This window comes from Flavobacterium celericrescens, assembly GCF_011392075.1.
GTDB lineage: Bacteria > Bacteroidota > Bacteroidia > Flavobacteriales > Flavobacteriaceae > Flavobacterium > Flavobacterium celericrescens.
Genome location: NZ_JAAJBV010000002.1, coordinates 173,714 through 199,905 on the forward strand (window position 1 = coordinate 173,714; position 26,192 = coordinate 199,905).

At 31.4% G+C, this 26,192-nt stretch carries 25 protein-coding genes and 1 pseudogene; 14 read left to right on the top strand and 12 right to left on the bottom strand.

The window, feature by feature from the left end; genetic code table 11:
- Positions 1–25 precede the first annotated feature (25 nt).
- Positions 26–1,726 (top strand): single-stranded-DNA-specific exonuclease RecJ, encoded by a 1,701-nt coding sequence (recJ, locus tag G4L40_RS03490; RefSeq protein WP_166235773.1) that lies wholly within the window; start codon positions 26–28, stop codon positions 1,724–1,726.
- The gene (locus tag G4L40_RS03495) at positions 1,719–2,975 is read left to right on the top strand and encodes an MFS transporter (protein WP_166235774.1); all 1,257 of its coding nucleotides are present in this window, start codon (positions 1,719–1,721) and stop codon (positions 2,973–2,975) included. Before recJ ends, G4L40_RS03495 begins: the two co-directional genes overlap by 8 nt.
- Here G4L40_RS03495 and G4L40_RS03500 read toward each other — a convergent pair.
- Together G4L40_RS03500 and G4L40_RS03505 are read right to left on the bottom strand one after the other, a co-directional pair.
- A complete protein-coding gene (locus G4L40_RS03500; RefSeq protein WP_166235775.1) occupies positions 2,972–3,724 on the bottom strand; it encodes a UDP-2,3-diacylglucosamine diphosphatase in 753 nt (250 codons plus the stop codon). The genes G4L40_RS03495 and G4L40_RS03500 overlap by 4 nt on opposite strands.
- A 65-nt stretch (positions 3,725–3,789) precedes the next feature.
- A complete protein-coding gene (locus tag G4L40_RS03505; RefSeq protein WP_166235776.1) occupies positions 3,790–4,191 on the bottom strand; it encodes a TerB family tellurite resistance protein in 402 nt (133 codons plus the stop codon).
- A gap of 43 nt (positions 4,192–4,234) precedes the next feature.
- Between G4L40_RS03505 and G4L40_RS03510 the strand changes: the two genes are divergently transcribed.
- The 4 genes from G4L40_RS03510 (at position 4,235) to G4L40_RS03525 (ending at position 7,005) form a co-directional block, all read left to right on the top strand.
- Positions 4,235–5,023 carry an alpha/beta hydrolase gene (locus tag G4L40_RS03510; RefSeq protein WP_166235777.1) on the top strand — a complete coding sequence of 263 codons (789 nt, stop codon included), beginning with the start codon at positions 4,235–4,237 and terminating at the stop codon, positions 5,021–5,023.
- A 46-nt stretch (positions 5,024–5,069) separates the two neighbouring features.
- Positions 5,070–5,534, top strand: a complete 465-nt coding sequence (locus tag G4L40_RS03515; protein ID WP_166235778.1) for a DUF1456 family protein — start codon at positions 5,070–5,072, stop codon at positions 5,532–5,534.
- Between the two features lie 82 nt (positions 5,535–5,616).
- On the top strand, positions 5,617–6,036 hold the full coding sequence (locus G4L40_RS03520) for a DUF1801 domain-containing protein (protein ID WP_166235779.1): 420 nt from the start codon (positions 5,617–5,619) through the stop codon (positions 6,034–6,036).
- Positions 6,037–6,063: 27 nt separating this feature from the next.
- On the top strand, positions 6,064–7,005 hold the full coding sequence (locus G4L40_RS03525) for a hypothetical protein (RefSeq protein WP_166235780.1): 942 nt from the start codon (positions 6,064–6,066) through the stop codon (positions 7,003–7,005).
- 43 nt (positions 7,006–7,048) lie between these two features.
- Here G4L40_RS03525 and G4L40_RS03530 read toward each other — a convergent pair whose 3' ends face one another.
- On the bottom strand, positions 7,049–7,390 hold the full coding sequence (locus G4L40_RS03530; protein WP_166235781.1) for a DUF2853 family protein: 342 nt from the start codon (positions 7,388–7,390) through the stop codon (positions 7,049–7,051).
- A 71-nt stretch (positions 7,391–7,461) separates the two neighbouring features.
- Positions 7,462–9,117, bottom strand: coding sequence for a 2-succinyl-5-enolpyruvyl-6-hydroxy-3-cyclohexene-1-carboxylic-acid synthase (menD, locus tag G4L40_RS03535; protein ID WP_166235782.1), 1,656 nt, complete (start codon positions 9,115–9,117; stop codon positions 7,462–7,464).
- A gap of 82 nt (positions 9,118–9,199) precedes the next feature.
- On the opposite strand from menD, the gene G4L40_RS03540 reads away from it, so the two are divergent.
- Positions 9,200–9,694: a GNAT family N-acetyltransferase gene (locus G4L40_RS03540; RefSeq protein ID WP_166235783.1), complete on the top strand. Its 495-nt coding sequence runs from the start codon at positions 9,200–9,202 to the stop codon at positions 9,692–9,694.
- A gap of 67 nt (positions 9,695–9,761) precedes the next feature.
- Here the strand turns inward: G4L40_RS03540 and G4L40_RS03545 are convergent, their stop codons facing one another.
- From G4L40_RS03545 to G4L40_RS03555, 3 genes are all read right to left on the bottom strand, one after another.
- A complete protein-coding gene (locus tag G4L40_RS03545; RefSeq protein ID WP_166235784.1) occupies positions 9,762–10,358 on the bottom strand; it encodes a glutathione peroxidase in 597 nt (198 codons plus the stop codon).
- A gap of 107 nt (positions 10,359–10,465) precedes the next feature.
- Complete coding sequence (gene ccsA, locus G4L40_RS03550) at positions 10,466–13,621, bottom strand: cytochrome c biogenesis protein CcsA (protein WP_166235785.1); 3,156 nt, start codon at positions 13,619–13,621, stop codon at positions 10,466–10,468.
- Between the two features lie 101 nt (positions 13,622–13,722).
- Positions 13,723–14,454, bottom strand: coding sequence for a biotin--[acetyl-CoA-carboxylase] ligase (locus G4L40_RS03555; RefSeq protein WP_166235786.1), 732 nt, complete (start codon positions 14,452–14,454; stop codon positions 13,723–13,725).
- Positions 14,455–14,539: 85 nt separating this feature from the next.
- Between G4L40_RS03555 and rsfS the strand changes: the two genes are divergently transcribed.
- From rsfS to G4L40_RS03590, 7 genes are all read left to right on the top strand, one after another.
- Positions 14,540–14,911 (top strand): ribosome silencing factor, encoded by a 372-nt coding sequence (rsfS, locus tag G4L40_RS03560; protein WP_166235787.1) that lies wholly within the window; start codon positions 14,540–14,542, stop codon positions 14,909–14,911.
- An 8-nt stretch (positions 14,912–14,919) separates the two neighbouring features.
- On the top strand, positions 14,920–16,845 hold the full coding sequence (gene ftsH, locus G4L40_RS03565; RefSeq protein ID WP_166235788.1) for an ATP-dependent zinc metalloprotease FtsH: 1,926 nt from the start codon (positions 14,920–14,922) through the stop codon (positions 16,843–16,845).
- A 106-nt stretch (positions 16,846–16,951) separates the two neighbouring features.
- A complete protein-coding gene (locus tag G4L40_RS03570) occupies positions 16,952–17,557 on the top strand; it encodes a lactate utilization protein B/C (protein ID WP_166235789.1) in 606 nt (201 codons plus the stop codon).
- A gap of 1 nt (position 17,558) precedes the next feature.
- Entirely contained in the window at positions 17,559–18,365 is an 807-nt protein-coding gene (locus G4L40_RS03575) for a phosphatidate cytidylyltransferase (RefSeq protein WP_166235790.1), read from the top strand.
- On the top strand, positions 18,355–19,011 hold the full coding sequence (locus G4L40_RS03580) for a phosphatidylserine decarboxylase family protein (protein WP_166235791.1): 657 nt from the start codon (positions 18,355–18,357) through the stop codon (positions 19,009–19,011). Before G4L40_RS03575 ends, G4L40_RS03580 begins: the two co-directional genes overlap by 11 nt.
- Positions 19,012–19,293 (top strand): acyl-CoA-binding protein, encoded by a 282-nt coding sequence (locus G4L40_RS03585; protein ID WP_166235792.1) that lies wholly within the window; start codon positions 19,012–19,014, stop codon positions 19,291–19,293.
- 3 nt (positions 19,294–19,296) lie between these two features.
- Positions 19,297–20,070 carry a superoxide dismutase gene (locus G4L40_RS03590; RefSeq protein WP_166235793.1) on the top strand — a complete coding sequence of 258 codons (774 nt, stop codon included), beginning with the start codon at positions 19,297–19,299 and terminating at the stop codon, positions 20,068–20,070.
- 53 nt (positions 20,071–20,123) lie between these two features.
- Here G4L40_RS03590 and rocD read toward each other — a convergent pair whose 3' ends face one another.
- From rocD to G4L40_RS03615, 5 genes and pseudogenes are all read right to left on the bottom strand, one after another.
- Positions 20,124–21,368: an ornithine--oxo-acid transaminase gene (gene rocD, locus G4L40_RS03595; RefSeq protein WP_166235794.1), complete on the bottom strand. Its 1,245-nt coding sequence runs from the start codon at positions 21,366–21,368 to the stop codon at positions 20,124–20,126.
- A gap of 125 nt (positions 21,369–21,493) precedes the next feature.
- Positions 21,494–22,033, bottom strand: coding sequence for a DUF1697 domain-containing protein (locus tag G4L40_RS03600; RefSeq protein ID WP_166235795.1), 540 nt, complete (start codon positions 22,031–22,033; stop codon positions 21,494–21,496).
- Between the two features lie 30 nt (positions 22,034–22,063).
- Positions 22,064–22,762: a DUF1003 domain-containing protein gene (locus G4L40_RS03605; protein ID WP_166235796.1), complete on the bottom strand. Its 699-nt coding sequence runs from the start codon at positions 22,760–22,762 to the stop codon at positions 22,064–22,066.
- Positions 22,763–22,973: 211 nt separating this feature from the next.
- Positions 22,974–23,126, bottom strand: a pseudogene (locus G4L40_RS13000) (DUF1697 domain-containing protein); the annotation flags it as partial.
- Between the two features lie 21 nt (positions 23,127–23,147).
- The gene (locus G4L40_RS03615; RefSeq protein WP_166235797.1) at positions 23,148–26,012 is read right to left on the bottom strand and encodes an ADP-ribosylation factor-like protein; all 2,865 of its coding nucleotides are present in this window, start codon (positions 26,010–26,012) and stop codon (positions 23,148–23,150) included.
- Between the last annotated feature and the right edge of the window lie 180 nt (positions 26,013–26,192).

Here is a 26,192-nt window from a genome sequence, read left to right on the forward strand (position 1 = left end):
ATAATTTTTAATTCGTAATTAAACTATGCGTTGGAATCCAAAATCTAAGCCAAATCCAGAAAAAGTACAAGCCATTCAGAGCGCCCTTCAAGTCGATGAAATTATTGCGACACTTTTAGTTCAAAGAGGAATCGAAACCTTCGAACAAGCCAAAACCTTTTTCCGTCCCACTTTAGCCGATTTGCACAATCCGTATCTCATGAAAGATATGGACAAAGCCGTGGCGCGAATCGAAAAAGCTATTGCGAACAACGAAAATATATTAGTTTTCGGGGATTACGATGTCGATGGAACAACGGCTGTTTCCTTAGTTTCAAGTTATTTACGAAGTTTTTATCCGAATGTTGCGACCTATATTCCTGATAGATATGCAGAAGGTTACGGCATTTCCTATATGGGAATTGACTATGCCGAAGACAACGATATTTCCTTAATTATAGCTTTGGATTGTGGTATCAAATCTATTGATCATATCAATTATGCCAAAGCAAAAAACATCGATTTTATTATTTGCGACCACCACCGTCCAGGCGATATTTTGCCTGATGCGATTGCAGTTTTAGATCCAAAACGAGACGATTGTTCGTATCCATATGATGAATTGTGTGGTTGTGGTGTTGGATTCAAACTGATTCAAGCTTTAGCCGAAAATCGAAATCAAACCATTGAAGATTTAGTAGAATATTTAGATTTGGTAGCGACTGCTATTGCGGCTGACATTGTTCCGATTAATGGTGAAAATCGAGTGTTGGCGAAGTTTGGCTTAGAAGTGATTAATTCGAATCCGAGACCAGGAATAAAAGCATTGATTCAAAATGTAAAGAAAAAAGTGTTGACGATTACGGATGTGGTTTTCATCGTAGCGCCAAGAATCAATGCAGCAGGAAGAATCAAACACGGAAACGAAGCCGTTGCGTTGTTAACCGAATATGATTTAGACCAAGCCGAACAATTCGCTTCCGAAATCGAACAACATAATTCCGATAGAAAAGAGTTAGACAAACAAATTACGAAAGAAGCCTTACTTCAAATTGAAGAAAACAATGAGCAAGTACGATTTTCAACCGTCGTCTACCAAGAAAATTGGCACAAAGGCGTTATTGGGATTGTGGCTTCACGATTGGTTGAAAATTATTATCGTCCAACGATTGTTTTTACAAAAAGTGGTGAGAAATTAGCAGCTTCAGCGCGTTCGGTGAAAGATTTTGATATTTATAATGCGTTGGAAGCGTGTGCGGAACATTTGGAGCAATTCGGAGGTCACATGTATGCCGCTGGAATGACTCTTTTGGAAGAAAACTACGAGAATTTCAAAAATGCTTTCGAAAAAGTCGTGCAAGAAACCATTCATCCCGATTTATTGACTCCTGAAATTTCATACGATGCTGAAATCGAATTGTCCGAAATCAATCAGAAATTAATGCGTTTGTTGAAACAATTCGAACCTTTCGGACCCGAAAACATGACGCCTTTATTTTTAGCGAAAGGATTAACTGATTCAGGTTATGCGAAAACATTGGGTTCCGATAACGAACACTTGAAAGCATTCGTAAAGCAAGGAAATTCTGAGAGTTTTGGAGCAATTGGTTTTGGATTGGGAAATAAATTAGACTTAGTTACCAACAAAAATAAATTTGATGGAATTTTCTCTTTGGAAGAAAATGAATGGAAAGATACTGTAACTTTGCAACTGCAATTACGCGATATCAATACTTCAAATGGCTAAAAAAGACCCTTTTTCATCTTTACGTATACCGGAATTTCGATGGTTTTTAGCTATGAGATTATTTATTGTATTAGCCTGGTCGATGCAATTTGTATTGATTGAGTGGGAAGTGTATCGCATCACGAAAGACCCGTTATCATTGGGATTAATTGGTTTGATGGAAATAATTCCCGCAATAAGTATGGCGTTGTTTGCCGGACACATTGTAGATCAAAATGAGAAAAAAGGTTTGTTAATCAAATGCTTTTCTGGATTAGCAATTATCAGTGCTTTGTTTTGTTTGTTAGTGCATCCGAATTTTATCGATTCTTTTTCAAAAAACGCCATTTTATACGGAATTTACGCTCTAGTTTTCGTGGGCGGAATCATTCGTGCATTTTTAATTCCCTCCGTTTTTAGTTTGTTGGGATTAATTATTCCTAAAAAAGAACAACCTAACGCAGCGACATGGAGTAGTTCTACTTGGCAAGTAGCAGCTGTAATTGGGCCAGCTTTGGCGGGATTTGCAATTGGTTGGATTGGTGTGTTTTGGTCATTGGTTTTTGTTGTTTTTTGTGTGATAATGGCTTTAGTCGTATTGACACAAATTGAAAGAAAACCGATTTTGAATCCAAAATTAGGCGAACCAATTTTCAAAAGTTTGAAAGAAGGATTGTCGTTTGTGTTTAGTTCAAAACCTATTTTGAATGCTATCTCTTTAGATATGTTTGCGGTTTTATTCGGTGGAGCTGTTGCTTTATTACCCATTTTTGCGCAAGATATTTTAAAAGTAGGTTCGGAAGGTTTTGGTATTTTGAGAGCAGCTCCAGCAATTGGCGGCTTAATTACCATGTTGATTTCGACTTCTATTCCATTACATCAAAAAGCAGGTAAAAAGTTATTATTGGCTGTTTTCGGATTTGGAGTTTGTATTATTGTTTTCGGATTATCGACTAACTTTTGGTTATCGGTAGTGGCGTTATTTTTAAGTGGAGTTACAGATGGAATTTCTGTAGTAATTCGACAAACTATTCTACAAATTTATACGCCTGACCACATGCGAGGACGCGTTTCTTCTGTGAATTCGATATTTGTGGGTTCATCTAATGAATTGGGTGCTTTTGAAAGTGGCTTAGCTTCTAAATTGATGGGAGTTGTGAATGCAGTAGTTTTTGGCGGTATTATGACATTAGGCATTGTAGGTGTTACCGCTGTAGCATCACCAAAGTTTAGAGAATTGGATATCGAAAAAGATTTGGAAACGATTTAATTTTTGAATTCTTTCAATTCCATTTTTTCGCCATCAAAAACGCCATAGGTGAAATAACCAATCCAGTCGCCTAAGTTTACGTATTTAGAATTTTCGGTTAATTCGATTTCCAATGGTAAATGACGGTGTCCAAAAACAAAGTAATTGTACTCTTTAGTTTCTAACTTTCGTTTACAATATTGAACTAACCATTCGTTGTCTTCTCCTAAATATTTCACATCTTCTACACCTGAAATCAGTTTGTTTTTTACTGATAAATATTGGGCTAATTTCACACCAACATCCGGATGTAACCAACGAAATAACCATTTTGAAAACGGATTGGTGAAGACTTTTTTCATTCGTTTGTAGCCCATATCACCAGGCCCTTTTCCATCACCGTGCCCGATTAAAAACGTTTTTTCGTTAAAAGTAAATTCTTGATTATCGTGATAAACTGGAATATTCAATTCTTTATGAAAATAATCACTCATCCATAAGTCATGATTCCCCACAAAAAAGTAGATTGGAATACCTGAATCCTTAATTTCTGCTAATTTCCCTAAAACTCTAACAAATCCTTTTGGAACCACTGTTTTGTATTCAAACCAAAAATCGAATAAATCTCCTAACAAGAAAATTGCAGCGGCATCCTGTTTCACTTCATCTAACCAAGCTACAAATTTTTGTTCTCTAGGAAAACTCAATTCGGGCGTTGGTGCTCCAAAATGTTGGTCTGATGCGAAATAGATTTTTGAATTTGGTTTCAAAGGATTGGAATTAATTAGGTGTCAAAAATATGAAAAATTGCGGTAAAACAATTGTTGTCTAGCCCTTAATTGTGTTGCTCACTAAAAACAGAAAGCAGTATTTCACCAGAAACCATTCTATCTGGAGCCGCTTTCATTAGATGCAAAACTCTCTTCATGGCATAAGGATTTAGTCCCATATTAATACCAATTTCGTTAATTTTGATTTGCTCTCTTTCATGCAATACTCCATCGCAATGCATCAATAATGCCAAACGATAGAATTGACAAATTCTGTTAAACTCATCTTTGATTACTTGAATTTCGCCTCTATTTTTAAATAATTCTAAAAAAGTAGTTTTATCAATTTCTAATTCTTGTGCAACAATTTCTAAAAAATCGTATTCTCTATCATGCAATTCTCCATCAATTAGAGCAAATGCAATCATTTCTTGTAACAAACTGATTTTTTCTTGGTAAGTCTCCATCAAAATACTAATTTTATAACTTGTTGATTTATCAAATATAAAAATGAAAAAGCATTTATTCCTATATCCGTTGTTTTTTTTATTAACATTTCCATTTTGTAATGCCCAAAAAAATGTTTCTACTTTTGTGATAGAAGCTCCTCAATTGCAAAGCACGAAAAAAATATGGTTGTATTTGCCAGAGAATTATAATGCTACCACCAAAAAATATCCTGTACTCTATTTGCATGATGCACAAAACTTGTTTGATGCCAGTACCTCATATGCTGGTGAATGGCGTATTGATGAAACTTTAGATAGTTTGAAAGCTGAAGTAATTGTAGTTGGAATTGCACATGGGAATGAAAAACGAATTGATGAATTGACTCCATTTAAGCATGAAGAATATGGTGGTGGCGGTGCTGCCTCATATTTGGACTTTATTGTCAATACTTTAAAACCAAGAATAGACAGCACCTATAGAACTAAAACTGGGAAATATAATACCGCCATTGGTGGTAGCTCATTAGGTGGATTGGTTTCATATTATGCCGCTTTACAATATCCGAAAGTATTTGGAAAAGCAATGGTATTCTCTCCTTCCTTTTGGTTTAATCCAGCATTATATGTTCAAACCGAAAAATTAAAAACATTAAAAACCAAATTATATTTTATGTGTGGAGATGCCGAAAGCGAAACTATGGTTAGTGATATGAATAAAATGGTGGACTTAGTAAACGACAAACGTTGCTCTTGTGAACATTTAACAAAAAAAGTAGTTGTAATAGGCGGAAAACATAACGAAAAATTATGGGCAAGAGAATTTGCAAAAGCGTATCTTTGGCTTTTTTGAGTGAAATGATAGCTCTGTTAGTTTTGAATTATTAAAAAATATTTAGATGAATAATAATGATGTATTTAAAAAGTTACGCGTGGCATTGCAATTGCGTGATGACCAAATTATTGAGATATTAAATTTGGTAAATTTTAGAGTTTCTAAAGGTGAATTAGGCAATGTTTTTCGCAGTGATGACCATCCCAATTTTATGGAATGTGGTGATCAGTTATTGCGCAATTTTTTAAATGGTCTGGTTATCTATTTACGTGGCACTAAAGAAGATCCTAAACAACCGATGGAAGTTTTGAACGCAGTAAAAGCAACTAAAGTGCCTTTGAAAGAAGTTTACAAGAAAGATACCTCTCCTAAAAATACTAACACAAAAGAAGGAAATAAAAAGCCTTTTAAAGCTAAAACTACCGAAGCTAAAAAACCATTTGGAAAAGGAAAACCAACAGATAAAAAGGTAAAACCCGAAAATCCTGTAGAACGTTTTAAATTTAACTCTGGTAAAAATAAAAAGTAATTGGTATTTTTTATAACTATAGAGAAATCTCAACACGTAATTTATTTTAGATTTATAATACATCATACAGATCCAATATTACATGGAAATTCAAAGTCAAATCCAAGAATACATTACTAGTCAATCCGAGCCAAAAAGGACTGAGATTCAAACCTTGCATAAACGTATTCTTGAACTATTTCCTGCGTGCAAGTTGTGGTTTTTAGATGGTAAAAACAATGAAAATAAAATTGTTTCCAACCCCAATATAGGTTATGGGCTTCACTTATTGAAATATTCCAATGGTACAACTAAAGAGTTCTATAAAATTGGATTAAGTGCAAACACAACTGGAATTTCTGTTTATATTATGGGAATTGAAGACAAAAAATATTTACTCGAAACCTATGGCAGTACGATAGGTAAAGCTAGCATATCAGGCTATTGTATCAAATTTAAAACACTAAAAGATATAAATATTGATGTACTTGAAGCTGCGATTGTACAAGAAATGAAAAGCTAATAAAAAAACAAAAAACTAATTCTACCAATGAAATCAATATATCTTTTATTTTCACTACTTACAATTACAATATCTTTTGCCCAAAAAAAGGAAACTATAACAATTCCAAAAGGGATTGTATATAACTATTGTGACAGTAAAATAGTTGAAAAAGCAAAAAAATTAATAGCAGACAATTTGAATAATTCTGGTAATTATGACCTATTGCAAGACAACCTTATTATTGGACCTGAGTTATGGAAAAGGTTTAAAAACTATGAAAATGTTCAAAAAATCGAGAAAGGAAGAGTTGAATTTCACGTTGATGATTTGATTTTGGAAGGGAAAATGTGTCAAGATGTGAAGGATAGTAAAATAATTTGGGATGAACTTAAAAAAGAAGTTGCTGAGCAGTACAAAATAAGAAAGGCAACTGAAGATGAGTTAAAATACTACTGGTCTGTTATTTCATTTGATATTGATGAACCTTTGCTAATTATAGAAACCAAAGAGCACAATTATATTCTAAATTTATTGAAGAAAGATTTGAAATTGATGTGGTTAGATGAAGCTCCTAAACCGAATAAAAAGTCAAGTAATGGTACAAAAAAATATCAGGATGGAAAAGAAATGGATTCAATTTCTAAAGGGATTAAAGAAACCAGACTAGAAAAAGTAGTGTTGCTAAGTGCTGAAGAAGATTTTGAAAAAAACAGCTCTATTGAAGACATAAAAACTATTATTGACAAAACAAGTAAAATATTTGAAGATCTTTTTAAAAATTCAGATAAATCAGGAAAAATTATGGTTCAGTTTGAGTTAAAAAAGAAAAATAATGAAATACAATTTGCCGTTAGAGATGATTTAGATTTAGAAATTATGAAAGAGTTTGAAAAAAGAGTCAATGACGAAAAATATCCAAATTCGAAAAAAGAGCCTGTTAAACTTCAATTGATTTTCAAAGTAAACTCTTATAATGATACTGAATAAAAATAAAAAATCCTGAACTTTCATTCAGGATTTTTATTTTCTACTATTTGTAAACTGATTCTTTTTTGAAGTGTTTTGCTAATAGATAATATACCACTGCGCGGTATTTGTTTTTATTAGATTTTCCATATTGTTCAATCACAGCGGCAATTCCTTTATCCAAATCAGCACTATCTTTTAAACCTAATTTTTTAATTAAAAAATTGTTCTTCACTGTTGCTAATTCTTTTTCATCAGAACCAGAAACTGTTGAAGCATCTGCGTTATAAATAGATGGACCACAACCAATAACTACTTTAGTCAAAAAATCCATATCGGCAGTTACGCCACACTTTTCTTTTAAATCAGTTGCATATTTTGCAATTAATTCATCTCTTTTACTCATAATTTTGTTCTTTTAAGGGATTAATCAACTCAAATTTACGCAAATAATTTAACATTTGTTTTAAATTATCATTATTTTTTTAACGCCTTAAAGAAATCTAAAAGAATCGTATCATTAGTCTTTTCAGGTGTAAAAATTTCTAAAATACTTGGTGCATTATTTTGATGTAAAAAGGATGAAAAAGCAGTTCTTAAGTTTATTTCATCTGCTGCGCTAAAATAGGTTAAACCGTACATTTTTGCTAAGTGAGACACACTCAATTGATGTGAAGTTTCAAAAAATGTATTGAAGGTTTCAGTTTCTTGATGCCCGGGTAAAATTCTGAATATACCTCCTCCTCCATTGTTTAAAACTATAATTTTAAAGTTTTTGGGAATGTAATTATTCCACAAAGCATTACTATCATATAAAAAACTAATATCGCCAGTAACCAAAACCGTAGGCATTGTATTTATCACTGAGGCTCCAATAGCAGTTGATGTACTGCCGTCTATTCCGCTAGTTCCTCGATTGCAAAATACTTGAATTGTTCTGTCTAAGTCAAAAAGTTGTATGTAGCGAATAGCCGAACTATTGCTTACTTGTAGCTGAATATTTTTTGGTAGATTTTGACTTATAAAATCAAAAACCTTAAAATCAGAAAATGATGCTTTTTGTGCATATAATCTATGATTGGCTTGTCTGCTTTGCCAAATATTTGCAATAAATGATTTATAGTTACTTACTACAGTATTTTCATCTAATAAATAACTAAAAAAAGTGTTTGGAGCAGTTTCAAAATGTTGCGATAAAGCGCCATAAGTATCATAAGCTCTTAATTCATCTACATGCCAATGCTGTTTAGGTGTATATTTTCGTAAAAAAGACTTGATACGCTTTGAAACCACCATACCACCAAAAGTCAATAAAATTTCAGGTTGAAAATTCTCAAAATCTTCTTCAGTAAAAGGTGTGATTAGTGTATCTATTTGATCAATAAACGATTCATGATGCAAATTAGAGGTTTTTTCGGTTAAAACCACCACACTAGAATCATTGCCTAAGTAATCTAAAAAACGTTGCTCTATAGCATTAGGAAGCAATTCTCCTACTAGTACTAGTTTCTTTTTTGAATTATCCCATTGCTTTTTATGTTCCGAAGCTAAAACGAAATGCGCTACAGCACTTTCATTTAATTGCAGCGTTGGAAAATAAGTTGGTTCCAAAACTGTTTCATACAAAGGTTCTTCAAAAGGTGCATTAATATGAACCGGTCCTTTTTTAATTTCTGAAATTGCTATAGCTTCTTGTATCAATTGATCGTTAATTTCTGATGCTTCTTCAGTCAAATTGGCATTGAATAAGCTATGATTAGCAAATACATTTTCTTGACGAATAGTTTGTCCGTCGCCAATATCAATTTTACTTTGTGGTCTATCCGCAGAAATTACAATAAGAGGTGTTTGGCTATAAAATGCTTCCGCAAAAGCTGGATAATAATTTAATAATGCCGAACCTGAAGTACAAACTACAGCTACTGGCTTTTGGATTTGTTGTGCAATTCCTAATGCAAAAAAAGCAGCGCAACGTTCATCTGCAACACTATAACATTTAAAATAAGAATTATTGGTAAAGCCAATTGTTAATGGCGCATTTCTAGAGCCAGGTGAAATTACGATATGTTGGACTCCTTTTTGTTGGCAAATTTCAAGAATACTTTGCGCTAAAGGAATTTTAGGATACATCATTTTGATTGGTTGTAAGTTACAAAGTTACAAAGTTGGTCAGTATAATTATAGCGTTTAAATCAAAAAATACTACTTTTGAACTATGGAAATAAAAATTAGACCATATCAAATTGAGGATACTGCTGCTATTTTAGAAATTATTAATTATAATATTCTAAATTCTACCGCTTTATATGATTATGAACCTAGAAACTTAGCCCAACAAATAGCTATTTTTGAAGATAAAATTTCCAAAGGTTTTCCAATTATTGTAGCCGAAGTTGACAATACTATTGCTGGTTTTGGTTATTATAGTGAATTTCGTTTTAGAGCAGCCTACCAATTCACTGTCGAGCATTCCGTTTATGCTGACAATCGATATAATGGAAAAGGTGTTGGAAAAGTATTATTAACCGAATTAATTCGATTAGCAAAAGCTCAAAAACTGCATACTATGATTGGAGTAATCGATTCAGAAAACACAACAAGTATTGCTTTTCATAAGAAATTTGGTTTTGAAGAAGCTGGTTTTATTAAAGAATCTGGTTATAAATTTGACCGTTGGTTGCATTCCGTTTTCATGCAGAAAATGCTATAAAATTAGTCGCAGTTCTCAGTCGCAGTAAACAAATACTGTACACTGCTACTGAACACTGAATCCTAAATTATTTCCCTTCAATCCAATTTATGATTTCGGCAGCATTTGGAAGTACTCTTGGTGCAATTACATTCACCAATTCTCCTTTTTCATTGATTAAATATTTTTGAAAATTCCATTCTACTTCACTGTCTTGCAATCCATTTTTTGATTGTTGAGTTAAAAATTGGTACACCGGATGCATATCCTCTCCTTTCACTGAAATCTTACCCATCATTGGAAACGTTACCCCATAATTTTTTTGACAAAAAGCGCCAATTTCTTTGTTAGTCCCAGGTTCTTGAGCTCCAAAATTATTAGCAGGAAATCCTACAATAACAAAATCCTGATCTTTATACTTTTCATAAACTGCCTGTAACTGCTCATATTGTGGTGTTAATCCACATTCTGAAGCTGTATTCACAATCATTATTTTTTTACCTTTTAAAGTGGCAAAATCAAATTCATTTCCTTCTAGGTCTTGTACTTTGAATTGGTATATGGTTTCTTTGCTCATAACTGAAGATTTAGCGGTTTGTATGTTTGGCAATGTTGCATTTTGCGCTTGATTTTGACAACTCCATAAGGAAGTTAGCGCTAAGAATAATAAAAATGTTTTTTTCATGATGCTTTATTTTATTCAAATTTAAACTTTTTCAGCTGGTTTTTTGCTAAACAATTCATAAAAAAAGGCCATCATTTGATAGCCTTTTTTTATATTTTATTACTTACTTATCGTTTTAAATGCTTTCTATAAGATGGATAAGCAACTGCGGCAATAACTAAAACAATGGCAAGTATTATAAAATAATACGTTACATTTTGTTTTTCTCCCGAAGCATAACTATGCAAACCACTCAAGTGGAAATTCACTCCAAAATAAGTCATTAAAATCGACGCAAAAGCCAAAACGCTCATTACGTTGTATATCCAACGACCACGCAATGCAGGCACAAAACGAGCATGGATTACAAAAGCATATACCATAATACTAATCAAAGCCCAAGTTTCTTTTGGATCCCAACCCCAATAGCGTCCCCAACTTTCGTTTGCCCATTGTCCTCCAAGGAAGTTTCCAATAGTTAACATTACTAAACCTACGGTTAACGCCATTTCGTTGATATAGGTAATTTCGTCAATGCTTAATTTAATTTTCTCTTTGTTTTTTGCATTGGTAAAAATCATTAAAAACAAAGCAACTAAACCTAATACCATTGCTAAAGTAAATGGTCCATAACTCGCAACAATAACCGCTACGTGAATCATCAACCAATACGAATTTAAAACAGGTTGTAAGTTTCCGATTGACGGATCCATCCATTGCCAATGAGCAACCATTAAAATTATAGAAACTACAAAAGTGGTAGATGCAACTGTTAATTTAGACTTTCTTCCAAAGGCTAAACCAAAAAACATAGTTGCCCAACCTACATAAATCATACTCTCATACGCATCACTCCATGGTGCGTGACCAGAAATATACCAACGCACAGCTAATCCAGCTAGGTGCATGACAAAAAACAAACCTATCAAGCCATGGAAAATATTGATACTTGTTCTAATAAATTTTGTATCCTTAAAAATTTGTATAATACAAAAAGCCAACATTAGCACACCTGCTAACATGTACAAATAAAACAATCGTTTGAAAATATCATATTTGTTGTATAGAATTTCAGAATTGATTTTGCTTTCAGAAAGCATAACTTCTTTTCCATACTTTTTTTGATAAACATTTAAGCCTTTCAACAAACTATTTGGAAGTTCATAATCGCCATTTAAAGTAGCTTTATCAACAGCGTTTAAATAAAATGGCATCACGTTTTTTATAGAATCCAATGCGGTTCCGGTAGGTTGATTAACTTCTAAATAAGAAAGCCATTTATTTGATTTATCCCCTGGAACAGGAAATACTTTTAAAATTTGTCCGCTTAAAGCTGAATATAATAAATTCACTTTTTTATCTGCTTCAATAAAATCTTTTTGAAATTGATTTGGAACAGGCTCTTTGTACGCAGCTTCTAAATAATTTGACAATTTATACCCTCCTTTTTCATCAAAAAATGATACTAATGGCGCATATTTTGCGTCTTTTTCAATACCAATTATTTTACGAATACTATCGTTACCTCTTTTCAAATAAATAATTGGCAAATTATACCAATATTGAGGAAATTGTGTCATTGATAAAAACGCTTGATCAGAATTCATTCCTTCATACGTATCGCTTTTGGATACTTTTCGAAGCAATTCTGATGAAAACGTATTAATAGGTTTCATTCGACCTGCATCTTGTATGACTAATTTTCCAAATTCAGCTGCATGTTCTTCAGAAACAATATGTTTTTTTAATAATTTTAGCGTTTCCTCATTACTTGGTTGGTGATTGTGTTGTCCAAAAGTAAGTGTAGAAAACAGAAATAATATCAAACCTAGCAATTGATTTTTCTTCGCTTTTATTTTTTCTAATTTTTCTTTTAAACTAGCAAAACGGGTGTTTTTATTGAATAAAATAGCCATCAAACCTAAATACAATAAAAAATAACCAATATAAGTAATCCAAGTACCCCAAAAATCATGACTTACTGATAATTGTGTTCCTTTTTCGTCTGGATCAAAACCTGATTGAAACAATCTAAAACCTCTATAATCTAAAACGTTATTCATAAAAATACTGTCTTTAAACGTTTTATTTTCTTCGGTATCTATTACTTCAACTTTACTTTTGAAAGCAGAATAACTTTTATCCGTTCCAGGATATTTGTCCGCAATAAAATCATCTAACTTAATATTGAATGGTGTATTATAAATTTTACTTCCAAAGAATAATGTGAACTCTAATTTTCCAATTTTAACACTTTGTGGTATACCTTGCTTTCCTTTTGAGCCTACTAAAGTTACTGTTTCTTCTTTTCCTTGACTTTTTACTTTTACAACTAAAGCATCATCACTCTGTTTGTCTTTGAAATCATTATTAGATTCTAAAACCAATTCCCCTTTAATTGCAGGTTCTGGGAATACAAATTGAGCACCTCCCATGTTGTATAAAGAGCGTAACATTAATGTTTGTGGTGCATCTTTTGTTACTTGACCTTGTAGTTTATCTGCCATTCGCATGAAGTTTCCTTCAAAAGGCGATTGTATAGTATAAGCTTCTCCTATTTTAGTAATATTGATTGCCCCTTTAGTGAATTTATTAAACGCAAACAATATATTGTGCAAATTTTGAACTTCGCCTTCTTTCAAATAGTGTTCATGACGTGTTCCGCCACTTGATTCAACCATTTTCAACATTAATTGTCCGTTCTCAGATGGTTTAATTTTTTCCTTTCCATTCAAAATAAATGCTTCGTGTAATACTTCAAACGGAATGTTATTAAACTCACCTCCCATAGAAAAATCATTACTGGCAAAAAATGCTAAAAAAGAATCACCTTTCACTTCAGGCGCTAAGATTACATCTTTTTCAAAAGTTTTACGCTTCATCTCGCCTTTGTATTCTCCATCAACTAAAACCGTTAAATAAGGTTTGTCTGAATAAATAATATTTGCCGATTCACCTTCTCTTATTGGCATCATACCTTCATAACTAATATATCTAGTAACAAAAGCACCCACAATAATTAAAATAAATGAAAGGTGTAATAACAATGTTGCCCAATTTTCTTTTTTGTGTAATTGATATCGCTTGATATTGCCAATAAAGTTAATTACAAAAAACACCATTATGGTTTCAAACCACCAAGTATTGTATACAATAACTCTTGCTGTATCGGTATTATAAGCGTCTTCAATAAAAGTTCCGGCTGCCATTGCTCCTGCAAAAACGATAAACAAAACCGCCATTAAACGGGTAGAAAACAAAAAAGAGAATATTTTTTTTTCCATGAGATTAAGGAATACTATTTTTAATTGCCACAAATGTACTTAAAAGGAATAGTTTTTGGAAAAGTTTAACAAAGGATTCACGATTTTAAGCAGGTTTTAATTTAGTACAACATTTTTATTTCTTTGATATCAAATGAAGTTTGCATATCATCATCAAGTAAGACTTCTAATTTTCCTTCTTTTGATACTCTTATTATTTTTCCTACAAATCGATTTCCCATTGTATTCTCAAATGTTGAAACAACGTCTTTTTTAAATAATTTTTGATGGTATAAATTCCAATAAAAATCTTCACCTACCCTACCTAAGCGTTCTAAATTAAATTTTAATTGATTTGTAATTTTTTCAAGAAGTATCATTTTATCAAAAATAGTATTCTCTAAGAGAGCTAACGAGGCTGCTTGTGGTAAATGCTCAAATTGGGTTTGGTTAACATTGATTCCTATTCCAATTATTGATTGTACTTCCTCTTGGTTTTTTATACTATTTTCGATCAAAATGCCACCGATTTTTTTATTTTCTGCCAAAATGTCGTTTGGCCATTTGATTTGAAATATTAATTTACTTTCAGATTGCAATGCTTCAACTATACTTATAGCCACAATGCAATTTAGTGTAAACAAACTTTTTAAATAATTTGTATTATTCCTGTATAAAACACTAAAGGTTAAGTTTTTACCACTTTCAACAACCCAATCCGAACCCCGTTGTCCTTTGCCATTTGTTTGTGACTCCGCAACCACAATTGCAAAATTTTCTACCAATTCATCGGCAGCTAATTGCTTTAAAAAAGTATTTGTAGAGTCTATGGCATTGAGTTTGATAATCTTCATTTAGCAGTAATAAATTTTAATCTTATGTTAAGGTTCAAAAATAATGACAAAAAATGATACCTTTGCATAAATTCATAAATAATAAATGAAGAAGAAGGAAATTAATAATGATGATTTATTAGCAAACATCATCAAAGGGATAGAAGACGTAAAGGGAGAAAATATTGACATTCTTGATTTAAGAGAAATTGACAATACAGTATGTGATTATTTTGTGATTTGTAATGGAAATTCAAATACACAAGTTAATGCAATTGTAGGGTCGGTTCAAAAAGTGGTTTCAAAAGAATTAAAAGATAAACCATGGCACGTAGAAGGTGCTGAAAATGGCGAATGGGTATTGATGGACTATGTAAATATTGTAGTCCATGTATTTCAAAAACACATTCGCGAATACTACCGAATTGAAAGTTTATGGGGTGATGCTAAAATCACAACTATAGAAACAAAATACTAATTTTTTTTATGGCACAAAATCCTAACAATAATTCTGGCTTTAAGTTTAGTCCATGGATGAGTATTGTACTTGTTCTAATGATTTTCTTTACTATCAGTTTAGTTACTGATGGGTTAGATTTGAGTAATCCGGGCAAAACAAGTTTATCAAAATTTAACAAGTTTTTAGAAGCAGGTCAAGTTGAGAAAGTAACTTTCAACAATACCAAAGCTACTATTTATCTAAAAAAAGCGGCTTTAAAAGATAAAGCGCATGCTAAAGTTAAAAATGATATTACTGGCAAATTAAATGTAAAAGGTCCACATTACATCATGGAAATTGGTGATGTGAAAGCTTTTCAAGATAGCTTATCAAAAGCTGATGCTTCAGGAAAAATTTCTGAATACGAGAAAGAAGCTGAAAGCATGTGGGGCGACATTATTTCGTTGTTACTACCTGTAATATTATTAGGTGCTTTATGGATTTTCATGATGCGCAGAATGTCTGGTGGTTCTGGTGGTGGCGGAGGTCAAATCTTTAGCATTGGAAAATCAAAAGCTAAATTATTTGATGAAAAAAACGACACTAGAGTTACGTTTGAAAACGTGGCTGGTTTAGAAGGTGCCAAAGAAGAAATTCAGGAAATTGTGGAGTTCCTTAAAAATCCAGAAAAGTATACTTCAATCGGTGGAAAAATTCCAAAAGGAGCTTTATTAGTTGGACCTCCAGGAACCGGAAAAACATTATTAGCCAAAGCAGTTGCTGGTGAAGCTAAAGTACCTTTCTTTTCATTATCAGGTTCTGATTTTGTGGAGATGTTTGTAGGAGTTGGTGCTTCTCGTGTAAGAGATTTATTCAAACAAGCGAAAGAGAAATCGCCAGCCATTATTTTTATCGACGAAATTGATGCTGTGGGTAGAGCTCGTGGCAAAAACAATATGACAGGAGCAAATGATGAAAGAGAAAATACACTGAATCAGTTGCTAACAGAAATGGATGGTTTTGGTACAAATTCTAATGTAATTGTATTAGCAGCAACCAATAGAGCTGATGTGTTAGACAAAGCATTATTGCGTGCCGGTCGTTTTGACAGACAAATTTATGTTGACTTACCAGACATTAGAGAACGTAAAGAAATATTTGAAGTACATCTAAAACCTTTAAAAAAATCAGAGGAATTAGATACTGAATTTTTAGCTAAACAAACCCCAGGATTCTCAGGAGCTGACATTGCAAATGTTTGTAACGAAGCCGCTTTAATTGCTGCCCGTAACGACAAAAAAGCTGTAGATAAACAAGATTTCTTAGATGCAGTTGATAGAATTGTTGGTGGTTTAGAAAAGAAAAATAAAATTGTTACTCCAGAAGAAAAACGTGCCATTGCAATACACGAAGCAGGTCATGCTACCGTAAGTTGGATGTTAGAACATGCCGCACCTTTAGTAAAAGTAACAATTGTTCCGCGTGGACAAAGTTTAGGAGCAGCATGGTATCTTCCAGAAGAGCGATTGATTGTGAGACCAGAACAAATGCTAGATGAAATGTGTGCTACTATGGGCGGAAGAGCTGCAGAGCGCGTAATTTTTGATAAAATTTCAACGGGTGCGTTAAGTGATTTAGAAAAAGTAACACGTCAAGCAAGAGCAATGGTTACCATTTATGGCTTGAATGAAAAACTAGGAAACATCACTTACTATGATTCTTCAGGACAATCTGATTATAATTTTTCAAAACCTTATTCAGAAGATACTGCAAAAGTTATTGATACTGAAATTTCAAAATTAATCGAAGAACAATACCAAAGAGCTATTGATATCTTAGAGCACAATAAAGAGAAGTTAACGCAGTTAGCAGACATTCTGATTGAAAAAGAAGTTATTTTCAAAGATGATTTAGAAACTATTTTTGGAAAAAGACCATTTGATAAACAAGATGAGAGTCCAGTAGCTGAATAATACTTATCAACAAAATAATATTAATAAAAAACTTAGTTCATGATAAAAAGAACTAAGTTTTTTTTTATCTTTGATTTTTACTGTATAAAATACCTACTAAAGATAGATGAGTCTTTTTAGAAAATTTTTTGGAACTTCTGGGGAAGAAGGCGACAATAAGGATAAACCCGAAAACAAGAGCCCGTACACTCCTGATGTGACTTTGCCGATAGATGAACTGTTTACTTTCAATTTCAAAGAAAATGGAGGTAAGTTTATTTATTGTGAAAATTTAGCTGAAATTTCAGAAAATTTTGAAAATATTTTAGCTGAGAACGATTGGTTTGAATCTGAGGCACAATGTTTTGATGCTAGACTTTTTTATTTATTAGATGAAAACAAACTAAATTACACGCAACCAAAAAATCCAAAATTTTTCTTTTCATTTTGTGAAAATTTAATTGCTGATGAAGGTTCTATTCTATTTTCGTCTCTTCAATTAAAACATTTTAAACCTAACGAATTACCTACTAACATGATTGTTTTTGCAACAACAAGTCAAATAGTAAATTCAAAAGGAGATGGATTACGTGGTATTAAAAACAAACACGAAAAAGAATATCCTACTAATATAACTACTATAAAATACTTTGAAGAAGTAAAAGAGCAAGACTTTTTGCATTATGGAAGTTGCCATAAAAATTTATACCTACTTCTTTTAGAAGATTTATAAAATGAATGAAACGCTAAAAAGAGCAATTTCTGGTGCCGTTTACATAGCATTATTACTAGGCTGCATCTCCTACTCAAAAGAAAGTTTAGCTATTCTATTTGGTGTTTTTTTGTTGATTGGTGTTTACGAATTTTGTAAAATAGCCGCATTAAATTTATATTTCAGCATACCTATTGCTGCTTTATCCTACTTCTTTTTGTGGGATAAAAACCAAGATATTATTTCAAAAACTATACTTGTAAGTTTATCAACAATTATCTCCATAAAGCTATTGTTATATTTATTCAATAGTCAAAAAACAAACTTTACTATTGCAACACGTTATTTATTGTTAATAGGTTATATCATTATTCCATTTATCATTACAAACTATGTAGCTGTAGGAAAAAATGGGTACAACCCTAAAATATTAATTTCTATTTTAATTCTAATTTGGGCAAATGACACCTTTGCTTATTTAGTTGGTAAAAATTTTGGTAAAAACAAACTCTTTCCAAGTGTTTCACCCAAAAAAACAATTGAAGGTTTTATAGGCGGAATGCTTTTTACAATCATCTCAAGTGTTTTATTATCAAAATTTTACATTGAATCTAAGATTTTATACATTTGGATTGTAATTGCAATTATCGTGAGTATTTTTAGCACTTTAGGAGATTTAATTCAGTCCAAATTTAAACGTGTAGCTGGTGTTAAAGATAGTGGAAAAATAATGCCTGGACATGGTGGTATTTTAGATCGACTAGATAGTATTATCTTTGTCATTCCATTCATTAATTTGTTTTATTTAATTTTATATTATGTTTCATAAAGAAGGTTCAAAAATCATTTTCATCTCCCTAATTATTTCAGTCGGACTTATATTTTTGGCAGATGCATTTTTAAAAGACAATTTTTGGTTATTAAAATCAGTACAAGTGCTTGTTTTGATTTTTTTACTACTTATTTTACAGTTTTTCAGAAACCCTACTCGTGTTGCAGACAATAGCGACAACCATATTTTAGCACCAGTAGATGGAAAAGTTGTAGTTATAGAAGAAGTCTATGAACCAGAATATTTCAAAGACAAGCGTTTAATGGTTTCTATTTTTATGTCACCAATAAATGTACACGTAACACGTTATGCGTTAAATGGAATTGTAAAATACAGCAAATACCATCCAGGTAAATATTTAGTAGCTTGGCATCCAAAAGCTAGTGAAGAAAACGAAAGAACTACTGTTGTTATTAACAATCGAGTTTATGGAGAAGTTATGTATCGTCAAATTGCTGGTGCATTGGCTCGTAGAATTGTAAACTATGCACAAGAAGGTATGCGCGTAGTTCAAGGAAAAGATGCTGGATTTATTAAATTTGGCTCAAGAGTTGACTTGTACTTACCATTAGGTACAGAAGTCAATGTAAAAATAGGCGAAAAAGCCATCGGTAATAAAACTGTTATTTGTAAAAAAGCATAAATGAGCGAAAAGGACTTAAATACATTATTTGATGAAGCATTTGCTAATGCGCAACTCATTCCACAAGAATCGGTGCCACAGGATATGCAACTAGTTTTGTATGGTTTGTATAAACAAGCTAGTTCAGAAAGCACCAGTAGAATACATTACCAAAATCCACAAGATTTAAGAAATGCTTTTAAGTTAAACGCTTGGATGCAAGTAAAACATCTAACGGCAGATGAAGCCAAAGAAAAATACATCGAAATTATTAACGCCTTACTCAAAGAACGCAATTTATAGAACATGAAAAAAGCACTAGTAACCTTATCTTGTATATCCTTATTAATGCTAAGTTGCAAGGAAAATAGTAATCTAGAGGAAGTCCAAATTCCTGAGCCTGAAGTTGAAACCACACAAACTGCTTATGGAAATCCAGGAGATGTAAAAGTAAATGAAGGCGGAACTTTTCAAATGAAAGGTTTAAAATATGCTTACGAAGCTTTACAACCTCACATTGATGGAAGAACAATGCAAATTCATTATTCAAAACATCATTTGGGCTATGCCAACAAGTTAAATAAAGAAGTTGATACAACAAATTTAGCCACCAAATCTATTGAAGAAATTCTAAAAGGGTTAGATACAAACAATAAAACATTAAGAAATAATGCTGGTGGTTATTACAACCACAATTTATTTTTTGAAATCCTAGGGCCAAAAACAGGAGGAACACCTACTGGTGCTCTTGCAGAAGCCATCAATGCAGAACTTGGTTCATTTGATGATTTGCAAAACCAATTAATTGATGCTGGAAACAGTCAATTTGGTAGCGGTTGGGTTTGGCTAGTGGTTAAAAGTGACGGAAAACTTGCCGTTACTAGTACTGCAAATCAGGACAATCCTTTAATGCCAAATGCTGAAGTTCGCGGAACTCCTATTTTAGCAATTGACGTTTGGGAGCATGCCTACTACTTAAACTATCAAAACAAACGAAATGATTATTTAACAGCTATTTTCAATATCATCAATTGGAAAGTTGTTAATGACAAATACGAATCAGCAATAGCTAAATTATAAAATAAAAAATCCTGCAATATGCAGGATTTTTTTATACTTCATCTTGAAAAATATTATTTTTCAAACTCTTTTAATGTATTAATAATTATAGCAACACAAGTTCTCAATTGCTCTTCAGTCATTACTAATGGCGGTGCAAAACGGATGATGTTTCCATGCGTAGGTTTTGCTAACAAACCGTTTTCTGCTAAGCGTACGCAAATATTCCAAGCTGTATCACTTTCTTCAGTATCATTAATTACAACGGCATTCAATAAACCTTTACCTCTAACTAAAGTAGCTATGTTAGAAGTTTGAATAAATGCTCCTAATTCTTCACGGAAAATCTTTCCTAATTGTTCTGAATTTTCTGCTAATTTTTCATCTGCAACAACTTCTAAAGCGGCAATCGCAACAGCAGCTGCAATAGGATTCCCTCCAAAAGTTGAACCATGTTGTCCTGGCTTAATTACATTCATAATGCTATCATTTGCCAAAACAGCCGAAACAGGATAAGCTCCACCAGATAATGCTTTACCTAAAATTAAAATATCAGGTTGTACATTTTCATGATGAACTGCTAATAATTTACCTGTACGAGCAATTCCTGTTTGTACCTCATCCGCTATAAACAATACGTTATTAGCTTCACAAATAGCTTTTGCTTTTGCTAAAAATCCTTCCGAAGGCACATAAACTCCTGCTTCCCCTTGAATTGGCTCAACTAAGAATCCTGCAATGTTTTTTGATGAATTCACAGCCTTTTCTAACGCTTCAATATCATCATAAGGAATACTGATAAATCCAGCAGTATAAGGACCGAAATTTTTACGAGCATTTTCGTCGTTTGAGAATGAAATGATTGTTGTAGTTCTTCCGTGGAAGTTACCATCACAAACGATAATTTGCGCTTCGTTTTCGTTGATTCCTTTTTTCTCGTATGCCCATTTTCTACACAATTTTAAAGCGGTTTCAACTGCTTCAGCTCCTGTGTTCATTGGTAATACTTTATCAAACCCAAAATAATTGGTTACAAATTGTTCATAAACACCTAATTTGTCATTATAAAATGCTCTTGATGTCAATGTTAATGTCTGTGCTTGCGCTACCATTGCTCCTACAATTTTTGGATGACAATGTCCTTGATTAACCGCAGAATATGCCGAAAGAAAATCAAAATATTTTTTTCCTTCTACATCCCAAACATAAACCCCTTCTCCTCTACTCAAAACAACTGGTAGTGGATGATAATTGTGTGCACCGTACTTGTCTTCTAATGCAATTGCTTCAGCCGAACTCATTTTTTCTAAAACTGACATAAAATAGTGTTATTGATTGTTACATCGCAATTCCTTCTTTGTGGTGAGAAATCAACCGGTTACAAAAGTAGTAAATTTTGTTGGAAGATGGAAGTTGGATGCTGGAAGAAAAAAATTAGAAACTACTACTCAAACATTTCTAGTAAAGTGGTAACTGTATTCCAATTTCTAATGGTAGCCACTACATTTAACTTCTTCTCTATATACTTTTGGTCTAATCTAGTTTTTCCGGCTCCTATTGCATATTTGATATAAATTCTGCTTTTATCAATTGCAGCTTCATCGGGTTTGAATTGACTAATTTTTAAATCGTTGATAGCACTTCCTTGTAATTCTTTGGAAAGAAAAGCCACGTACAATTTCTTTGTATCGCAGTCTTTATCCTTTAGATATGAGTTGTTTTTAAAGCACGATTCTAAATCATTTTTTTCAATAACTACAACCGGAACTTCCAAACCTAATTCTTTGAAAATCTCCTGTTTTATTTTAAATCCAACACTCGCGCCATGTTCTTCTTCTGAATCTACAAAAACGTTTCCTGATTGAATATAAGTGCGCACATTTTGAAATCCCGCATTTTCTAAAAGCGTTTTCAAAACGTCCATTTTTATCATGTTGTGACCGGAAACATTGATTCCGCGAAGTAAAGCTAAGTGGGTTTTCATGGTAGTAATTTGGTGCAAAAATAGAATTTCCTATTTAATTCGGTTTAAAATATCATTCATCATTTCGATTTGCACTTTTTGAATTTCGATTAACTCTTGTTGTTGGTGCATTACCAAATGATCTATTTTATCATCTAACATTCGAATTTCTAGTTCTGACTTTAAATTAATCATGTAATCTTTCTTAGCACGTTCACGGTCTTTTTCTTCTTGTCGGTTTTGACTCATCATAATTACTGGCGCTTGTAGTGCTGCTATACATGATAAAATCAAATTCAATAAAATGAATGGATAAGGATCGAATTCTTTATTCGTAAAAATAAACACATTAGACCCAATCCAAATTGAAATAAATATAAAAAAAGAGATAATGAATGTCCAGCTTCCTCCAAATGCAGCCACTTTATCCGCTACAATTTGACCGTAATTTCTTGTATCAGCTTCCTCTTCAACCTTAGCTACAAACGAAGTATCATCGCCTAAAGACCTAACTACATCTTTTTCTAATTTTGATAACTGACTAATTTCGGTTTGTAAAAATTTTGAAATGTACTTTTCACGATACACATTCAATTCTTGCACAGAAATCGATTCATTCACATCAAAATCAGGGAAATCTTCTAAAATTAAGTTTAAAATTGAAGTTCGAATTGTTTTTCCTGAAACTCTATCATTTTCGGGAAATTCGATATTGGAAATAGCACTTGTAAACGTTGTATTGCTTCTCATAATTCAAAATCATTTTAGCTAATTTACGATTAAATCAATTGAATTCTACTACTATTGATTTTAAAAATTGTAGAAATCGAAAAAATCTTATCAAATCCGCACAACAATTCTTATTTTTGCCTCATGGGAAAAAAGAGAACAGAAAAAATCGTATTCGAAAACGTAAAAATCCTTGATGCAGGTGCAAAAGGTGTATCGGTAGCAAAAGCTACTAAATAGCTCCATATTTTTTATCAGAATCAACAAAAATCTTTCCCGATTGAATATTAGTCCGCTCGTTTTGAAATTCCACATTTTCTAAAACGGTTTTCAAAGCGTCTATTTTAACCATATTGTGACCGGAAACGTTGATTCCGAGAAGTAAGGCTAAGTGGGTTTACATGGTTTATTTTTTTCTTTTTCTATACAAATCAATATAAGAATTTTCTTTTGAGGGATCAAAAAATCTATCATAAATGAGCTTATAAAACAAATAAACACCTAAACAACTCCAAACAAATATTATTAATTTCGAAAACTCATTTTGTTTAAAATTATTCCATTCCAATTTATTCATTATATAACTAGTCTCTTGGATATAGTTGTAAGCTAAAAACATTGAAAATAAAAAATATAAAACAAATCCCTTTATAGCATTATTTTTCCATTTTTTAACAGCGATTAACTCATCATTTGTTAAACCTGGTTTTGATTTAGAATTAGGGAGTTCTTGATTTACAACTTTAAATTCTTCGATTTTACCATCATTGCCAAGAATTCCTATATTAACAGGAGCGTTAAAATTATTAGTTACAGAATTAACTTCTTTTACTAATGCTCTATTATTTTCGTCTTCTTGCATATTTTTTTTATCAATCAAATAACAATATTCTTTTACATTTACTTTTTTAAATTCTCCTATTTCATTACAAAAATTTATTTCTGATAAATCCTCGTTTTCTTTTATTTTTTTCCAATCTGCAAAGAAAACACAATCTATACTAACATAGACATTAAAAAAAGTTGAAACCCAATTATATTTGTTTTCCCAGTTCCTACTTTCAAACTCCTCTAAATACCCATCATATTCTTGGATTCTTTCAGAAAAATGGGGTGAATAATCTTCGTCATCAAAATTTAAAACATCTCTCCATCTTTTATTCCTATGGTTATCAAAATTCCTTTTTGGTGAATCAACATCTTCAGGTAAATCTAAAATAAAATCTACAATTTCTTTTTGAAGAATCAAATTTTTACCTTCTTTGTCTTGATATATCTCAATAGTTTGTTTTTCTCGATTTAATTCAATCATTAAAACACAACCATCTTTTTTAATAATTATTCCATTTCTCCAAAACCTGTATTCATTATCATCTTTACTAACAAAGCTACCATATTTTGAGAATATTTTTTGCATAGCAACACTCATCAAATAATTATCTCCAATTATTTTTATATTAGAACCAATAAAAATTTGTTCTTTTAAATCTTTTATATGAGGATTTATAGGTTTTAAATATTGCGGAATAAAATAAACATCCTTTTCATCATTAATTTCAAAAATTAAATCAAAATACTTTAGTAGATTAACAACTTCTTCAACACTTAATTCCAAAGAATTTTTTGTAATTGATTCTTCAATTTCCCTTTGAGTTAATCTATCTTTCTTTTCTTTACTTAAAATTTTTTCATATAATAATTCAAGTAAAACTTGAGGTTTACAAAAGACTTTATCTGGTATTAATTCGTGAAAATACAATAACATTCCCATGTTATGAAAAACCTTTAAAGCTGCAATAGCATTTTCTTTAGAAGGTCGGTTATTTATTTCATTAACTGTTACAAAATCTTTATTTAATTCTTGAATTCTTCTCCAAAAAACTTCATAAAATGCAGGATAATTAAACTTTGACATTATACTTTCAGCTTTTTCAAGAAAAATACTTTTAAAAATCTCTGTTCTTTTGAGATTAAGCAAGCTAAAATTGGTAAAACTTAAATTAAGTATTTTATAATTTTCAGAAAGTTTTTTTTGATTTAAAATTGTTTCTTGATTAATAGGGTTATTTAAATCAATTTTATTTTCTATTATTAAAACTTCTTCTTTTTTTGATTTATAATTTAATTGTTCTACAATACGTAACCAATAATCTAAATTAAAAAATTGATTTTCAATTTCGTCTGAATTTCTCGGAATGTCTTTACCCCAAAGAATTATGTTTAATGCATTTGGGCTAAAAAATAATTTGTGTGTTGCATGAAAATATTCTTGCCCACCAAAATCCCAAACATGAAAATTTATATCATTTAAAACAATGTGTTTATATCTTACACCATGAGTTGAATCGTTTAATATCGGAACTTCATTAGTTTCTAAATACTCTAATAAATTAGACTTCCCAATATTTGGGTTTCCTAACAGCAAAACCTTGATGTTTTTAAAAGGAATTCTTTCCTTAGCCTTTTGAGAATATTGCTTAATTGCTTCCCAACCTGCTTCTAAAACTTCTTTTGGAAAATCAATCTCGATTTTTTTATTCCCTCTTAAATTGACAGATTTAAGACTATCATTTTTTAATAAATCTGTAATGTCAGAAATTTCATTTTCTTCGAGATCAACTTTTTTTAATTTATTTAAGTGTCTTAATGGAGAAATATCGGAAACTTTTGTTCTTTTAATCCTTACATACTCTAAATTTTTTAATTCTCCAATTATTGTAATATCACTTATTGGGTTTGATTTTATATTTAAATTCTTTATTTTGATTAATTTTTTTAAAAAAGATAAATTTGAAATACCATTTAGTTTTAGTCTTAGGGTTTTTAATTTTATTAATTCCCCAATAAAACCAGGTTCTTTTATTTCACAACAATCCAAATCCAAAAATTTCAAATTTTTTAATTTACCAATTTCATCAATATTATTTAATTTCAATGAATATACCATTAATATTTCAAGTTTATCTAAAAATGAAATTGGTGATAAATCTATTAATCCAGAAGGATGAATAGACAAAAATTTAAGTTTTGATAATTCTTTAATAAAATTTATATTATTATTTTCACTACTAGTACTAAATGTTAATGAAGTTAATTCTTTTAATTTTTTGAGACTATCTAAATCCTCAATATTAGATATGTAAATTACTAAATCATTTAGCCCTGAAATTTCACTAATCAATTGCAAATTCTCTTTTGAACTAATCTCAACTCTTAGCTTTTTTAGGTTATTAAAATCTTTTAAAAAAGTTAAATCAATTTCATTATTCAATGACAATTCTTCAATTTCATGTAAATCATTTTTTAAAAAATCAATAATTTTAATTGTTACATCACTATCTTCTTCAATTTTTAGTGCTTTTATTGTTTCTTTTTCATTTAATATATATCCATTTTTTACATAAACAAAACTATAACATTCTTTAAACTCAATACCAAATTCACTTTCTAA

What these genes read in the sequence shown, in the direction of transcription:
- recJ (WP_166235773.1), top strand. Translation starts at nt 26, where the DNA reads ATGCGTTGGAATCCAAAATCTAAGCCAAATCCAGAAAAAGTACAAGCC.
- G4L40_RS03495 (WP_166235774.1), top strand. Translation starts at nt 1,719, where the DNA reads ATGGCTAAAAAAGACCCTTTTTCATCTTTACGTATACCGGAATTTCGA.
- G4L40_RS03505 (WP_166235776.1), bottom strand. Translation starts at nt 4,191, where the DNA reads ATGGAGACTTACCAAGAAAAAATCAGTTTGTTACAAGAAATGATTGCA.
- G4L40_RS03510 (WP_166235777.1), top strand. Translation starts at nt 4,235, where the DNA reads ATGAAAAAGCATTTATTCCTATATCCGTTGTTTTTTTTATTAACATTT.
- G4L40_RS03515 (WP_166235778.1), top strand. Translation starts at nt 5,070, where the DNA reads ATGAATAATAATGATGTATTTAAAAAGTTACGCGTGGCATTGCAATTG.
- G4L40_RS03520 (WP_166235779.1), top strand. Translation starts at nt 5,617, where the DNA reads ATGGAAATTCAAAGTCAAATCCAAGAATACATTACTAGTCAATCCGAG.
- G4L40_RS03525 (WP_166235780.1), top strand. Translation starts at nt 6,064, where the DNA reads ATGAAATCAATATATCTTTTATTTTCACTACTTACAATTACAATATCT.
- G4L40_RS03530 (WP_166235781.1), bottom strand. Translation starts at nt 7,390, where the DNA reads ATGAGTAAAAGAGATGAATTAATTGCAAAATATGCAACTGATTTAAAA.
- menD (WP_166235782.1), bottom strand. Translation starts at nt 9,117, where the DNA reads ATGATGTATCCTAAAATTCCTTTAGCGCAAAGTATTCTTGAAATTTGC.
- G4L40_RS03540 (WP_166235783.1), top strand. Translation starts at nt 9,200, where the DNA reads ATGGAAATAAAAATTAGACCATATCAAATTGAGGATACTGCTGCTATT.
- G4L40_RS03545 (WP_166235784.1), bottom strand. Translation starts at nt 10,358, where the DNA reads ATGAAAAAAACATTTTTATTATTCTTAGCGCTAACTTCCTTATGGAGT.
- ccsA (WP_166235785.1), bottom strand. Translation starts at nt 13,621, where the DNA reads ATGGAAAAAAAAATATTCTCTTTTTTGTTTTCTACCCGTTTAATGGCG.
- G4L40_RS03555 (WP_166235786.1), bottom strand. Translation starts at nt 14,454, where the DNA reads ATGAAGATTATCAAACTCAATGCCATAGACTCTACAAATACTTTTTTA.
- rsfS (WP_166235787.1), top strand. Translation starts at nt 14,540, where the DNA reads ATGAAGAAGAAGGAAATTAATAATGATGATTTATTAGCAAACATCATC.
- ftsH (WP_166235788.1), top strand. Translation starts at nt 14,920, where the DNA reads ATGGCACAAAATCCTAACAATAATTCTGGCTTTAAGTTTAGTCCATGG.
- G4L40_RS03570 (WP_166235789.1), top strand. Translation starts at nt 16,952, where the DNA reads ATGAGTCTTTTTAGAAAATTTTTTGGAACTTCTGGGGAAGAAGGCGAC.
- G4L40_RS03575 (WP_166235790.1), top strand. Translation starts at nt 17,559, where the DNA reads ATGAATGAAACGCTAAAAAGAGCAATTTCTGGTGCCGTTTACATAGCA.
- G4L40_RS03580 (WP_166235791.1), top strand. Translation starts at nt 18,355, where the DNA reads ATGTTTCATAAAGAAGGTTCAAAAATCATTTTCATCTCCCTAATTATT.
- G4L40_RS03585 (WP_166235792.1), top strand. Translation starts at nt 19,012, where the DNA reads ATGAGCGAAAAGGACTTAAATACATTATTTGATGAAGCATTTGCTAAT.
- G4L40_RS03590 (WP_166235793.1), top strand. Translation starts at nt 19,297, where the DNA reads ATGAAAAAAGCACTAGTAACCTTATCTTGTATATCCTTATTAATGCTA.
- rocD (WP_166235794.1), bottom strand. Translation starts at nt 21,368, where the DNA reads ATGTCAGTTTTAGAAAAAATGAGTTCGGCTGAAGCAATTGCATTAGAA.
- G4L40_RS03600 (WP_166235795.1), bottom strand. Translation starts at nt 22,033, where the DNA reads ATGAAAACCCACTTAGCTTTACTTCGCGGAATCAATGTTTCCGGTCAC.
- G4L40_RS03605 (WP_166235796.1), bottom strand. Translation starts at nt 22,762, where the DNA reads ATGAGAAGCAATACAACGTTTACAAGTGCTATTTCCAATATCGAATTT.